Origin of the sequence: Pseudobacter sp., from assembly GCF_051955275.1 — a bacterium.
Lineage (GTDB): Bacteria > Bacteroidota > Bacteroidia > Chitinophagales > Chitinophagaceae > Pseudobacter.
On sequence record NZ_JBQCGW010000181.1, the window covers coordinates 1 to 13,701 of the forward strand.

12 protein-coding genes are annotated in these 13,701 nt (G+C 48.9%); 5 read left to right on the top strand and 7 right to left on the bottom strand.

From position 1 onward, the window contains the following. The 4 genes from rpe to ACTHMC_RS15250 form a co-directional block, all read left to right on the top strand. On the top strand, nucleotides 1–527 hold a 527-nt coding region (gene rpe / locus ACTHMC_RS15235), incomplete at its 5' end, for a ribulose-phosphate 3-epimerase (protein WP_440414269.1). A gap of 44 nt (nucleotides 528–571) precedes the next feature. Further along, nucleotides 572–3,055: a TonB-dependent receptor gene (locus ACTHMC_RS15240; protein ID WP_440414271.1), complete on the top strand. Its 2,484-nt coding sequence runs from the start codon at nucleotides 572–574 to the stop codon at nucleotides 3,053–3,055. A 974-nt stretch (nucleotides 3,056–4,029) separates the two neighbouring features. Next, on the top strand, nucleotides 4,030–4,302 hold the full coding sequence (locus ACTHMC_RS15245) for a hypothetical protein (RefSeq protein ID WP_440414272.1): 273 nt from the start codon (nucleotides 4,030–4,032) through the stop codon (nucleotides 4,300–4,302). A 443-nt stretch (nucleotides 4,303–4,745) separates the two neighbouring features. Then, nucleotides 4,746–5,471, top strand: a complete 726-nt coding sequence (locus ACTHMC_RS15250; RefSeq protein WP_440414273.1) for a pyridoxine 5'-phosphate synthase — start codon at nucleotides 4,746–4,748, stop codon at nucleotides 5,469–5,471. Nucleotides 5,472–5,661: 190 nt separating this feature from the next. On the opposite strand, the gene ACTHMC_RS15255 is transcribed toward ACTHMC_RS15250, so the two are convergent. The 3 genes from ACTHMC_RS15255 to ACTHMC_RS15265 all read right to left on the bottom strand — a co-directional run bounded on the left by ACTHMC_RS15255 (nucleotide 5,662) and on the right by ACTHMC_RS15265 (nucleotide 9,292). Continuing rightward, the gene (locus ACTHMC_RS15255; protein ID WP_440414274.1) at nucleotides 5,662–7,005 is read right to left on the bottom strand and encodes an OmpA family protein; all 1,344 of its coding nucleotides are present in this window, start codon (nucleotides 7,003–7,005) and stop codon (nucleotides 5,662–5,664) included. Between the two features lie 127 nt (nucleotides 7,006–7,132). Beyond that, on the bottom strand, nucleotides 7,133–7,591 hold the full coding sequence (locus tag ACTHMC_RS15260; RefSeq protein WP_440414275.1) for a septal ring lytic transglycosylase RlpA family protein: 459 nt from the start codon (nucleotides 7,589–7,591) through the stop codon (nucleotides 7,133–7,135). A 12-nt stretch (nucleotides 7,592–7,603) separates the two neighbouring features. Further along, nucleotides 7,604–9,292 carry a L,D-transpeptidase family protein gene (locus tag ACTHMC_RS15265; RefSeq protein ID WP_440414276.1) on the bottom strand — a complete coding sequence of 563 codons (1,689 nt, stop codon included), beginning with the start codon at nucleotides 9,290–9,292 and terminating at the stop codon, nucleotides 7,604–7,606. Between the two features lie 75 nt (nucleotides 9,293–9,367). Here ACTHMC_RS15265 and ACTHMC_RS15270 point away from each other — a divergent pair, with 75 nt between their 5' ends. After that, nucleotides 9,368–10,087, top strand: coding sequence for a M15 family metallopeptidase (locus ACTHMC_RS15270; protein ID WP_440414277.1), 720 nt, complete (start codon nucleotides 9,368–9,370; stop codon nucleotides 10,085–10,087). Here the strand turns inward: ACTHMC_RS15270 and ACTHMC_RS15275 are convergent, their stop codons facing one another. Genes ACTHMC_RS15275 through aroB form a run of 4 tightly spaced genes read right to left on the bottom strand, consistent with a single transcriptional unit; the run spans nucleotide 10,088 to nucleotide 13,701 of the window. Continuing rightward, nucleotides 10,088–10,387 carry a DUF952 domain-containing protein gene (locus ACTHMC_RS15275; RefSeq protein ID WP_440414278.1) on the bottom strand — a complete coding sequence of 100 codons (300 nt, stop codon included), beginning with the start codon at nucleotides 10,385–10,387 and terminating at the stop codon, nucleotides 10,088–10,090. It abuts the gene before it with no gap. Nucleotides 10,388–10,390: 3 nt separating this feature from the next. Further along, nucleotides 10,391–11,389, bottom strand: coding sequence for a chorismate synthase (locus tag ACTHMC_RS15280; protein ID WP_440414279.1), 999 nt, complete (start codon nucleotides 11,387–11,389; stop codon nucleotides 10,391–10,393). 15 nt (nucleotides 11,390–11,404) lie between these two features. After that, nucleotides 11,405–12,679: a 3-phosphoshikimate 1-carboxyvinyltransferase gene (gene aroA, locus ACTHMC_RS15285; RefSeq protein ID WP_440414280.1), complete on the bottom strand. Its 1,275-nt coding sequence runs from the start codon at nucleotides 12,677–12,679 to the stop codon at nucleotides 11,405–11,407. Beyond that, entirely contained in the window at nucleotides 12,676–13,701 is a 1,026-nt protein-coding gene (gene aroB / locus ACTHMC_RS15290) for a 3-dehydroquinate synthase (protein ID WP_440414281.1), read from the bottom strand. Before aroB ends, aroA begins: the two co-directional genes overlap by 4 nt.

Genomic DNA, 13,701 nt, shown 5'->3' on the forward strand with positions numbered 1-13,701 from the left:
CCAATATCAGCTATGGCCTTCCCGTGATCGAGCAGATCCGCAAAGCCACCCAAAAGGTCTGCGATGTGCACCTCATGATCCTGGAACCTGGAATGTATGCGGAGGCATTTAAAAATGCCGGAGCCGATATACTTACGGTTCACCTGGAAGCATGCGTGCACCTGCACCGTAACCTGCAACAGATCCGCAGCCTGGGCATGAAAACAGGGGTTGCCCTCAACCCGCATACACCCGTAAGCCTGCTGCAGGATGTGATCCAGGATATCGATGTGGTGCTGATCATGAGCGTGAACCCCGGTTTCGGTGGACAGGCATTCATCCCGCATACCCTCGAAAAGCTCAGGCAACTGCGCCGCATGGTGGATGAAAAGGAACTTTCCACCATCATTGAAGTGGATGGCGGTGTAACACTGGAAAATGCTGCTTCCATCATCCAGGCCGGCGCCACAGCGCTGGTGGCTGGCAATACTGTATTCAAATCCCCGGATCCGGTGGCTACCATCGCCAAACTGAAACAGGTTGGGTGATCCGGGAAAATCTACTAATTTCGACAGCACAAAAAATACTGCCGGTGAGAGCTTCCCTGCTTACGTTGGTTTACCTGATACTGATCCTCCCCCAGGCCGCCCTTGCCCAGAAAAAGCCAGCTGTGCTTTCAGGCAAAGTGGTGGACGAAAATGAAAATCCACTCTCCCGGGTGTCAGTAACGGTACTGGGTAAACGAAATGGTGTTCTCACTTCCGACTCCGGCACATTCACCATGCAGGTGCCCTCCGATCAGGCATTCGCACTGGTGTTCACTTTCACCGGCTACAAATCCGTTCAACGTAATTTTTTCCTCAGCGAAAAAGAATCCGAATACGTAGTGGTAAGCATGGAGCGTGGCTCAGGCATGCTGGACTCCGTAGTGGTCACCGATCAGCGGCAACGCCGCGAAGCCGGGCTGGTGGTGATCAATCCCAAACACGCCATCAATATCCCCTCCCCCGGTGGTGGCATCGAAAGTCTTATCAAAGTATTTGTTGGGTCGAATAATGAACTCACCTCCCAATATTCCGTCCGTGGTGGTAACTACGACGAGAACCTGGTTTATGTAAATGATTTCGAGATCTTCCGTCCGTACCTCGTCCGCAGTGGACAACAGGAAGGCCTCAGCTTCATCAATCCTGAACTGGCACGTAACGTAAGCTTCTACAATGGCGGCTTTCAGGCCAGGTACGGAGATAAGATGAGCTCTGTACTGGATATCCAGTACAAGAAGCCCAAAACATTCGGAGGCACCGCTTATATCGGTCTGCTGGAACAGGGACTGCATTTTGAAGGCGCATCAAAGAACGGGAAGTTCACTTACCTCATCGGGGTCCGCAACAGGAGCAACCGCAACCTGCTCTCCAGCCAGGATACCAAGGGCAACTACGTTCCTTCTTCTTCCGACCTGCAGGCACAGTTTACTTATCAGATAAACGCAAGAAATTCCATAGAACTGCTGGGCAATATCTCCCAGACCAAATTCACGCTGATACCGGAATTCAGCCAGCTCACCAGCAGCGTGTTCTCGCCGTATTTCAGCGCCAACCTGGGCCTCGATATTTTCTTCGAGGGTCGGGAAGAAGACCGCTACCGCACCAATATGATCGGCATTTCCTTCATTCAGCAGATCAGCAAAAAACTGCGCCTTAAATGGATGGCCAGCCGTTTCGAGAACGACGAAAAAGAATCCCTCGATATCACCGGCGCCTACCTCTTCGGAGATCGCTCCTTCGATAAAGGAAAACCCGATTTCGGCATGATCACCAATCCGCTCGGCTCCGGCGTTTACCAGACTTTCGCCCGCAACAAACTCAATATCGGCCTGTACAATTTCTCTCATAAGGGAAGCTACGATCAGGGCAGGCATTTCATACAATGGGGACAGTCAGTAGAACGGCAAACCATAACCGATAAACTGAACGAATGGGAATACCAGGATTCAGCCGGTTACAACCTGCCCTACAATCCCGATATGTTCCAGCTGAGCAGGGTCACCAAAACAAAAGCGGATATCGATATCCTCCGCCTCAGCGGCTATATCCAGGACAATATCATTTTCAGCGACTCGGCCGATTTCAGCATCCAGGCTGGTCTCCGTTACAATTACAATGATCTCAACAAGGAGTTCCTGCTTTCCCCCCGCGTGGGCTTCAGCTGGAAGCCCTCCAACTGGGAAAGGGATATTATCTTCCGCGGTGCCGCCGGTCTCTATCACCAGCCTCCCTTCTACCGCGAGCTACGCCGCTACGACGGTACCATCAACCGTGATCTCAAAGCACAGAAAAGCTGGCAGGTAACTGCCGGTCTCGATTATAATTTCAAGAATGGCAACCGTCCATTCAGGTTCACTGCCGAAGCCTATTACAAGAATATGTGGGATGTAGTGCCTTACGATATCGATAATGTACGCATCCGCTATTTTGGTGAGAACCGCGCAAAAGCATACGCTGCCGGACTTGAGCTCCGCCTCTTCGGAGAGCTGGTGAAAGACGCGGAATCTTGGGTGAGCCTTGGTTTCATGCGCACCCGCGAGGACCTCGATAAAGACACTTATTTCGATTATACCCTGGATGCCAACAACAAACCCATCGACAGTACCCGGCGCGAAGCAGGCTGGCTCCGCCGCCCTTCAGACCGCCTCCTTACCTTTGGCATGTTCCTCCAGGATTACCTGAGCACCAACAAGAACTTCAAAGTATACCTCAACTTTCTATACGGCAGTAACCTGCCCTACAATATTCCCAACAGCGTGAAATACCGAAACGCGCTGGAGATCGATCCTTATATCCGTATAGACCTCGGATTTAGTGCCCTGCTGCTCGACAGCGAGAAGAGCAACCGGCGCAGCCATAACCCTTTCCGCAACTTCGAGAATATCTGGGCCACGCTGGAAGTGTTCAACCTTATTGACCGCGACAATACCATCAGTTATCTCCTCATCAAGGATTTCAGCAACACGGTGTACGCCATGCCCAACCGCCTGACGCCCCGCCTGATCAACCTTAAACTCATCGCACGTTTCTAAGCCACAGGCTGGCATATTATTTTCCAACTGTCATCCTTAACCGCTATTGTGCTTCATTTTATTCCCATTTCCCACGGCATTCCATTTTTGGGATATTCCGGGCGCATGGCAACTTTGTAACAAACTGATTGTCAATACATCTCAATATTGGCACCAGATTAGCAATTTGATATACATCAACCGAACTTATAAAAACAAATACAAAACAAAAACAAACTAAATACAAGTTATTGAATAGAGGATAAGGTAAGGTTGAGGTCTCTGGTAGTAGCAAATTGGCAAGTTTAATGATTAATGGTAAAAGGTTATTGGTTAGAAGCCATCCCTGGTAAGGATGTCACATGAGGCTGTCTCATCACTGGGACAGCCTTTTTGTTTTGCCTTCTCGGGTTTATTAAAATATAGTTGGGAAACATACCCACACCTGATGGTTCTTTGATGGAGCAATATGTCCGCATCCATCACCCTGATAAATCTGAAGAGTTGCCATGAATAATATTGAACTGACTTGAACGAATGGAATTGATTGAAACGAAATTGAACCAGATCTGATTTGATCTGATTTGATTTGTTTTGATTACAGTGAACCGGGTTGCTTTCTTCAGTAAACCCTCACCCTGTCAGCAAACCTGATAATACTTTATGCAAGCACATAGTACAAGAACTGTTGCACCGCCACCCCTATTAGTGAAGGGATATGCCTTCCCCGGCCTTGAAAACATACGATCATCCCACAGCCCGGCTTTGCAACATGGCTCTAACATACCCTACCACAGTTCAATCAAAACCTCCATAGGGTGTGGGTATGTTTTCCAGCCGGAAAGGCAAATCCCGGAACGGGTGCATTTTCCCAGCGTTTTCCAGGTATGGGAAGAATAAACTCTGGCACGGGTAGCTTATCATTTGATTATGAGCAACTTACATTTCTGGCATTTTGTTAGCATTACCAGGTACAGAACAGCAAAACAGTAAATATGATCACAGAAGTACTGGTAAACCCTTCTCCTTTCAAAAGCTCTTTCACACTGGAGATCAGCTGTAACCAGAATTTACATGCGATAGTGCGGCTGATCAATGCGGAGGACCGGATTATCAAATTATTCTCCTGGTATCTGCTCAAGGGAGCTAACATCACAAACATCGATGAAATATCGTGCACCACGAGTGGGCAATGCAGGCTGGATGTCATCAACCAGCACGGAGAACTGCTCCACTCAATCGATGTGGCCCAATCATTACAGGTATAAGCAACGCTCTAAACCCGAACCCTAAACCCTGAACCGTAAATTTTTAGATACACGTTTGCATGAGCCCTACCCCGTTCATGCCCCCAACCCAAACCGTCGAATTTATTTTTTGTTTCAGTCGATTTTCATTTTTCGGTCGAGTTCAATTTGGTTAATGTTAATGGTTAAAGGTTTCTGATTATTGGTTATTGGCTATTGGTTTCAAAGTACAGAACAAGGTTAAGGTCAATGGTTAATTTTCATTTGTTATTTGTACAAAGGTTAATGGTTAATGTTCAAAGGTTACATGTTCATTGTTTTTCATTCAGTTGTTTTTGGTTTTTAGTTTTTCATGGCAAGCACTTAATCCCTACCCTAAGCCGTAGAATACCCTATTTTGCTTGATCCCTACCCATGTCCCTGGCTGCCTTCATGAAGGCAGCTTTTTTTTTATAATTTTGGGTATGGCTAAACTCAGTGTCAACATCAACAAGTTCGCTACCCTGCGCAACAGCCGCGGTGGCAATAATCCGGATGTGGTGAAAGCCGCAGTGGATGCACAATTGTTTGGAGCAGACGGCGTAACCATCCACCCCCGCCCGGATGAGCGGCATATCCGCTACCAGGATGCGCGGGATATCAAAAAGATCATTACAACAGAATTCAATATTGAAGGCAATTGCCGGGAGCAGAAATTCATCGACCTGGTGCTGGAAACACAACCTCACCAGGTTACACTCGTTCCGGATGCAGAAGGTCAACTTACATCAGACCATGGATGGGATACGGTGAAGTACCGCGATTACCTCCGGGAAGTGATCCCGGTTTTCCAGAAAGCAGGTATCAGGGTTTCCATTTTTGTTGATCCCGTGATAGAGATGGTGAATGGCGCCGCAGAAACAGGCACCGATCGTATCGAGCTTTATACGGAAGGATATGCAAGGGCATTTCACCAGGGTAAGGAAAAAGCCATCGCCCCCTACGCAGCTGCCGCGAAGCGCGCAAAAGAATTGAAACTGGGCATCAATGCAGGGCATGATCTTGATCTGGATAACCTCGCCTGGTTCGCGCAGCAGATCCCTGCACTGGATGAAGTGAGCATCGGCCATGCACTGGTTTGTGATGCATTGTACCTGGGATATGAGAATGCAGTACAGTTGTACAAGCGGCAGCTGGCTGTAAAGAAATAGTTCCGCAGTGGCCAGTCGCTCGCGTCCCCGCAAGTGACTTTTATTTGTCCGCCTCTGGCGAGCACGTTGTCGCCGGGAGGTGACGGAATATAAGTAACTCGCCAGAGGCGAGCTACTGGCCGCTGCGTAAGAAACCAAACAAAAAACCCCGGCCATTCCGAGCCGGGGTTTGCTATTGTTATTACAGGTATTAATGATAATGAAGCTTCAGTTCAACACGCCTGTTTTTGGCGCGGCCTGCAGCTGTTTTGTTATCAGCCACTGGCTGCTCCTGGCCGTAACCGGCAGATTTCAGACGCTCGGCACTGATGCCTTTTTTCACAAAGTAATCGTACACGGATTTAGCGCGCTTATCGCTTAACGTGAGGTTCTTGTCAGCTTTTCCGGTATTGTCAGTATGCCCTTCCACATCCAGCTTCAGATTGGGATCTTCGTTGAGCAACTTCACCACATCATCCAGTGATTTATGTGATTTGGCCAGCAGTTGGAAGCTTCCGGTTGCGAAGAAGATATTCCTGGCAGCCACATCGATGCGCTTCTTCACTTCTTCTTTGATCTCCGGACAACCCTGGTTGGCCACAGTACCGGGCAGATCAGGGCATTTATCTTCTTCATCGTTCACCCCGTCTTTATCGCGGTCGGGAACGGGGCAGCCGTCGTAACGGGCTACACCTTTCTCATTCGGACATTTATCGATCTCATCATTGATTCCGTCTCCGTCCGTGTCAGGGATCGGACAACCCTGGTAGCGGGCCAGTCCGGGTACATCCGGACATTTATCCTCGCTGTCCTGGATGCCATCTCCGTCCCTGTCCGGGCAGCCTTTGAACTGCGCCAGTCCGGGCACTGTGGGGCAGGCGTCGAGGCTGTCTACGATACCATCATTATCCGTGTCTTTCGGAGGTGGCGGAGGCAGGGGAACTACCGCTACCGGAGGTGCCGCCTTTTTCTTTTTACCGATCACACCGGCCAGGCCGATGCTATGGTAGAAGTGGTAGTTGGCGGATTCGGTTACGGGTATACGGTATTGTGAGTTGATGATCAGGAAGGCTTCGTTCAGGATGTTCACCTGAATGCCTACCCCCGCGGGAATGAAGGCTCCGAAAGTTCCCTTGTACATGGATGCTCCCACACCTGCCTGCAGGTAGGGAGACACGGCGTATTTGTTGGAAAACATCTTGGCGCGGACAGACACATCGCCTTCCAGCAGGAAGTTATCCTTGCCGTAAGTGGAGCCATCCTTGCGGATATAATCCAGGAAAGAACCCGCCAGTGTAGTGGTGAAATCAAAGGTTTTATTGAGCCCGTCAATATAGTTGATGGCAAGCCCGGGGTTCATATCCTTGATCTTTCCGAACTTCTTATCTCTCAGCGTAGTGCTCAGTGAAGTGTTGCGTATATTCTGAGCCGTTTTGAAATCATTGAAGAAGAAATGAACACCTAAAGTAGGGTTCTGAACATAGTCATCATCCTGTGCAAAAGCAATCTCATGAAGGGTGAGGAGCAAGAAAAGGTGTAGTAGGATTTTCTTCATAAACAAGAAGGTTTTGTATTCGTATGAGCAAAAATAACAGGGTACTTATTAAATAGAAAAATAATTTATCAACCTGGGTTAATAAATAACATTCCGGAAATGATGCTCACGGGTATAACAGAACGAGTTACGGTTGGGCAGGCTGAGCAGGTGGCTCCATCAGATTCAACTCAACCGGCTTTGTTTTACCGAGGTATTCCACCTTCACGCGCGTTAGCCCATGACCGGTATACCCGAGTGTTTTAGCCGCAATATGACTTAAGTCGATCAGTCTTTTGTTCATGTGGTGCATGCGGTCCGTGACCCTGAGGACCACGCTCCTGTTGTTACGGATATTGGTAACACGTACCCAGCAGTTGAGAGGAAGCGTATTGCAGGCTGCTGTTAATTTCTTCTGGCTGAAGATATCGCCATTGGCGGTTTTCCGGCCTTCGAATTTGTTATGATAGAAACTGGCTACACCGTATTGAGTCTTAGCCACTTTACGGCTTTTGGACATGTGCACACTGTCTGCAACTGCCGCCTGGGCGCAAACTACGGCAGGTGTAACAATGAAGATGAGAACGATCAGGGCCCATTGTTTCATAGATAGGGGATTTTATTGGATAGCCTTGTCAGCGAAGTACCTTTCTTTCAGGATCTTGTCCTCTCCATAAATATCTTCATAAATTTTCAATTTTCCATCTTTTCCTTCACACGAAAAATAACGGATATAGATAGGTACTCTTTTGAAACCGGAAACCACATGCTTTTCTTCCCTTTTGATCCAGTTCCGGAGCGTATCCGGATGAAACTTCAGCGTATCGTTCCTTACCAGGAAGTCGGCCAGTTTCATGAAATCCTTCACCCTCACACATCCATGGCTCATGGCCCGGTTACTGTTGCTGAACAACCAGCGGGCATTGGTATCGTGCAGGTATACATCGTACTTGTTCGGAAAATTGAACTTAAGCACTCCCAGTGAGTTATCGTCGCCCTGGCGTTGTTTGAGCAGGTAAGGGAAATTTCCCTTGCCCAGCGCCGCCCAGTTGACGGAATACGGGTCTATGATACTGTCGTTACGGTCTACCACCATCAGGTTCTGCTTGTGCAGATAGTTCACGTCCTTCTTGATCTTCGGCAGCATTTCCTTGTAGATGATGCTGTAAGGCACCGTCCATTGCGGATAGGTAATGAAATTACTTACTGAAGAAGTCAGAAGCGGCGTCCTGGTCTTTGGTTGCCCCACAATAACGCGGGATTCCATGGCTATAGTATCCATGTCGTACACACGCAGGTAATAACCGGGCAGGTTTACCCAGATATATGTTTCGGGGAAGCTGTCTGTAGCCATTTTATAACGGTCAAGCGTAATGGCAACCCGCTTGAACCTGTCCCAGTTGGTATAGTTCAGGCTCGCTACCGTATTCTCATTGATACGTCCCGTGGGCTTCAATCCTTTTTTAGTCTGGTACTCTTTCAGCACCTGTCTCCAGGTGGCAGTATCCACATAGTCTGTAGCAGATGGCAGGATATCATCTTCATACAATCTTCTCTGCAATGCCTGGTAAAAAACTGTACTGTCTTTTAACGGGTATGTATAAGTGAGATGCGTATATCTTTTGAATGTACCGATGGAATCCAGGAAGGATTTCAGTCCCTCTTTCAGATCTGAATATCCTTTATAAGCAGGTTCCAGGCTCTGCAGGGTGCCGGCTACATTTTTTGTCTGCAGAGCCTTGTAGAGCATATCCGGATAAAAGCCGGGTCCAAGAATGGAATCTGTACGGAGATATAAACTGTCTCTTGTAAAGTGTCCCTGTTTCAGGTGACGGGCCATCAGCAGGAAGGCGTCTGTCATCATCAGTTCCGCACGGCTCCAGAGTGCTGCATTTTTCTGTGCGGTGGAATCGCGGGCAATCTGTTCGCGGATGCTGCTGAGTGTTTTATAATGATAATCATTGGGGAATAAACCGTATTCTTTGGAGCTGGCAATGAAGCGGAACAATCCTTCACCCACTGCATTCCATTTTTCCTGCGAGCACCAGATGGGCTGGTTGTTGCTGCGGATATAAGCTTCGTTCACCAGGGTGTCGTCTGCAAGCACCACTGTATCGTTCAGTCTTCCTTTATTTTCTAGCATGAATGCCAGTGCCGTTTTGATATTCTCGCTTACGCGGACTTCAAACTTTTCTGGCTGGTCCACAATATCTTTATCCTTTGGCTTCTCACTGTCGCCACAGGCAGCCAGTGTGAGCAAAAAAACGAACATGCAACCAGTTACTCCTGCATTCAAATGCTTATTCATGTAATTATCCTTGTTAATCCGGAATTATTTTGTTGTACCTTTCTGTATGATGTTATTCAGCGTCACCCAGTTGCAATGATTGACAAAATACTATTTCACGGCAATATTCCCAAAGCCCTCCTGTTATTTCTTGCGTTTCATCATACGGCTGCCGCCCGGCAGACAGACACCAGCCGGTATGGTGTACCGGTTGTATCGCATAAATGGCAGTATGAATCGGGTGTTGCAAAAGATTCCTTGCATAGGATGGTTGAACTCAGAAAGTGGGTCCCGGGTATCGTGTATGACCTCAGGTATGCCACTGCCAACAACTTCATGCACCGGCGAATGTATCCCAAAAGTACAAATTCTGCCTTTCTCAGGCTACCCGTTGCCGAAGCGCTGCAGAAAATACAATACGAATTGAATGCCAAAGGCTACGGATTGAAAGTTTTTGACGCTTATCGTCCCTATTCCGTAACGGTTGCTTTCTGGGAACTGGTGAAGGATCCCCGCTATGTAGCTGAGCCAACGAAGGGTTCCGGCCATAACCGGGGGCTGGCTATCGATTGCACAATCATAACATTAACAGATCATAAAGAAGTGGAGATGGGTACAGGATTCGACAATTTCACGGATTCGGCCCATCACAATTTTACCCGGTTACCACAGCAGGTGCTGAGTAACCGGAAACAATTCAGGGAAATAATGGAGAAGTACGGATTCAGGGCCTTTGAAACAGAATGGTGGCATTACAGCTGGCCCAATAACAGGGAATATGAAGTGCTGGATATCCCTTTCCGGCAATTGAAATGATCACAGGGGATCAACCTGTACCACTGCATCGGTATTGATGGGGCCGTATACATGCGGATAAGTGGCCGCATTACTGGGGCTCCATTCGTAAATAAGCTGGCTTTTGAGCTTGCTGGTATCGATGGTCAGTTTTAACAGATCCTTCTTTCCTTCAAAATAACGTTGACGCACATCCGCAATCTGGTCTTCCTGGCAGCAATGAATGAATCCTTCTTCTTTCAAAGAACCGGATTCGTAACTGCCTGCCGCCTTTGCAGCAGCCCATTCAGGTGCTGTAGTAAGATGAAAAATTATAGGCATGGTTTATAATACTCGTTTTATTTGTTGTTCCAATAGCAAAAGATCGGCCAGCACGATGGCCGTTACAGCTTCCAGTACCACCGGCACACGCAAAGCAATGCAGAGATCGTGCCTGCCTTTCACGGAGAAAGTTTCGGTTTGGCCTGTTTCCCAGTTCAGGGTCTGTTGCTCTTTCGGCGTGCTGGACGTGGGTTTGATAGCGATGCGGAACACCAGCTCATTGCCGTTTGTGATACCGCCTACTATTCCACCTGCATGATTGGTAGCTGTTTTCCCTTCCATATCCAGGATGGCATCATTGTGCTCCGTGCCAAACATTCTCGCTGCCGCAAAGCCGGTCCCGAACTCAATTCCACGTACCGCCGGAATGGCAAATGCAGCATGACTGAGCAATGATTCCGCAGAATCGAAAAAAGGCTCTCCCAGTCCCGCAGGCAAACCGCTCACACGGCATTCCACGATACCACCGATCGAATCCTTGGCATCGATGGCTTTCTGTAATCCTTTTTCCAGATCGGCCTCCCCTCCTATTTCCAGGATCTTCGCTTCTATATTGACGTTAGCCGTTGCAGCAAGTTTTTTGGCGATCACGCCCGCTGCCACCAGGCACACGGTGAGCCTGCCACTGAAATGGCCGCCGCCCCTGAAATCTTCAAAGCCTCCGAATTTCTGATGCGCTACAAAGTCGGCATGCCCGGGACGTGGCACAGCACGCTGCTTTTCATAATCACCGCTTCTCGTATTCTTGTTATCGAAAAGGATGGTCATGGGAGCGCCGGTGCTCCTGTTATTGAAGATACCGGTTTTAAAAATGGGAAAATCATCTTCTTTGCGCGGCGTGGTGCCCTTCTGGGTACCGCCTTTCCTGCGTTCGATATCGGTAACAAAATCATCCGCAGTGAGTGAAAGGCCTGCCGGACAACCGTCGATATTCACTCCCACACTCTCTCCGTGCGATTCGCCAAAGATGGTGACCCTGAATAATCTTCCAAATGCGTTCATAGTATAATCAGTTCATTAATGTAAAGATACGGTAGCGCCCAGATGCTGCAGGTGCTGGTAAAAATCCGGGTAGGATTTGTTGATGGCATCCGCGGATTCGATGGTAACGGCCGCAGCCGCTTTCAGTCCGGCTACAGCGCAGGCCATCGCAATGCGATGATCGTGGTGTGAATAGGTGGTGCCGCCGGTCAGTCCCTTTCCGCCATGAATGATCATGAGATCATCCTGCAGATCGATCTGCACGCCCAGTTTGCCGAACTCTTCCTGCAATGTGAGGGCGCGGTTGCTTTCCTTGTGGGTTAGGCGTTGCGCGCCTTCGATCACGGTTTTTCCATCGCAATAAGCAGCCAGGGCAACCAGCGGAGGGAAAAGATCAGGGCATTCAGTGGCATTGAAGTGAAACGCCTTCAACGGAGCAGGGCCGATCCCGATCTTATCAGTTTGTACGCTGATCCTTGAACCACAGCTCATCAGCGCCTGCAATACAGCACGGTCAGCCTGGGTGGAGAAAACATCCAGCCCTTTCACCACAATATCACCGGCAATGGCGCCGGCCACCAGTAAGAAAGCGGCCCCGCTCCAATCCCCTTCTACGGTATATTCCAGCTCTCCGCTCTTTGGAGCAACGGCGTTGGCAGGAAAATAGAAAGATTCATAATTCCTGTTTTCCACTTTCCATCCGAAATCCTCCATCACTTTCAACGTAAGGTCGATATAAGGTTTGGATTTAAGACCGGTAACATGCAAAGCAACATCGGAGGCGCCGGCAGCGGCGTAGCTCATCAGTAGTCCTGTAAGGAACTGCGAACTGAGTGATCCGTCAACCGTGATGGCAGCGGGCTGCAACGGTCCTTTGATCACCAATGGCAGTTTGCCGTTATTGGACTTTATATCCACCTGCAACTGCGGTAAAACAGTATCGAAGAAATCCATCGGTCTTGTAACCAGTGAACCGCTTCCATTGACAGTGATGCTTCGCTCGCTGAGGGAAATGATGGGCGTGAACATGCGGATACCGAGACCGCTCTCGCCGCAATTCACTTCTTCCTTCACGGGTTGCACGCCATTACTGGTCACGCGCAATATGCCATCAGCCTGCATTTCAGCGGTAGCACCCAATGCACGGATCACGCCAAGAGCGGCCTGATCATCATTGGAATGACCGGGATTGTGAATGATGGTGATGCCTTTTCTCAATAAAGCGGCTGCGCATGCCCGTTGCATCGAGCTCTTGCTGGCAGGAGCCGTGATAGTAGCGTTTATACTGGATGGTTGTACTGTAGCGATCATGCCGGTAATTCCTGTATTAATGTTTGCAATTGGGTCATCGGGATCTGTTGAACGATCCCCTTTCCTATTTTACTCAGCAACACATAGTTCATGGACGACCTTTCTTTCTTCTTATCCTTCTGCAATACTTCAAATGCCGCCTTTGCATCATAGTCTGCATAAGTGGGCAGGCCGTATTGTTCCAGCACTTTCACAACCCTTGCTGTTTCTTTGAAACCCGCGAGAGTGGCGGATAGATGGCAGGCGGCGGTCATGCCGATGGAGATGGCCTGTCCATGGCTCAGTTCGTACATATTCTCGATAGCATGACCGAGGGTATGGCCGAAGTTGAGCAGGCGGCGTTCACCCTGTTCAAACTCATCCGCCTCCACCACTTTGGATTTGAGCATGGCATTGCGGAGAATGAGTCTGGAGAGTGCTGCTTTATCTTTTTTATAGAAGCTCAGCTTCCGCGTTTCCAGCTCTTTGAACAGGCGGAGGTCTTTGATACAACTGTGCTTGATAATCTCGGCGAAGCCGTTGACCCATTCCGTTTCCGGAAGCGTTTTGAGCAGACTGTAATCATAGAGCAGGAAATCAGGCTGACGGATGGTGCCTACAAGATTTTTATAAATACCTACATCAACACCATTCTTACCACCGATGCTGGCGTCTACCATGGCGAGTACCGTGGAAGGCACAAAGCCGCAGCGGATACCTCGCATATAGATGGCCGCTACATAACCGGTGATATCGGTGATCACGCCGCCGCCGATGCCCACCAGGGTGGTCTTGCGGTCGGCGCCTGCTTCGATCAGCTGTTCGATCACGCTGTCAACGGTAGGCTGGATCTTGAAGGCTTCACCGGGCTTCAGCACGATGGTATTCCAGCCCTTGAATTTCTTTGCCTGGGCCTGGTAAATATTTTCATCAGTGATCAATACGCTATGCTCCTTTCCTGCCAGTTTTTCCAGCAGGGAGAAGTCAGCATCGAAGTAGTAATCAACTTTCTTTGATGAGAACTGACAGGATTTTTTTTGCAT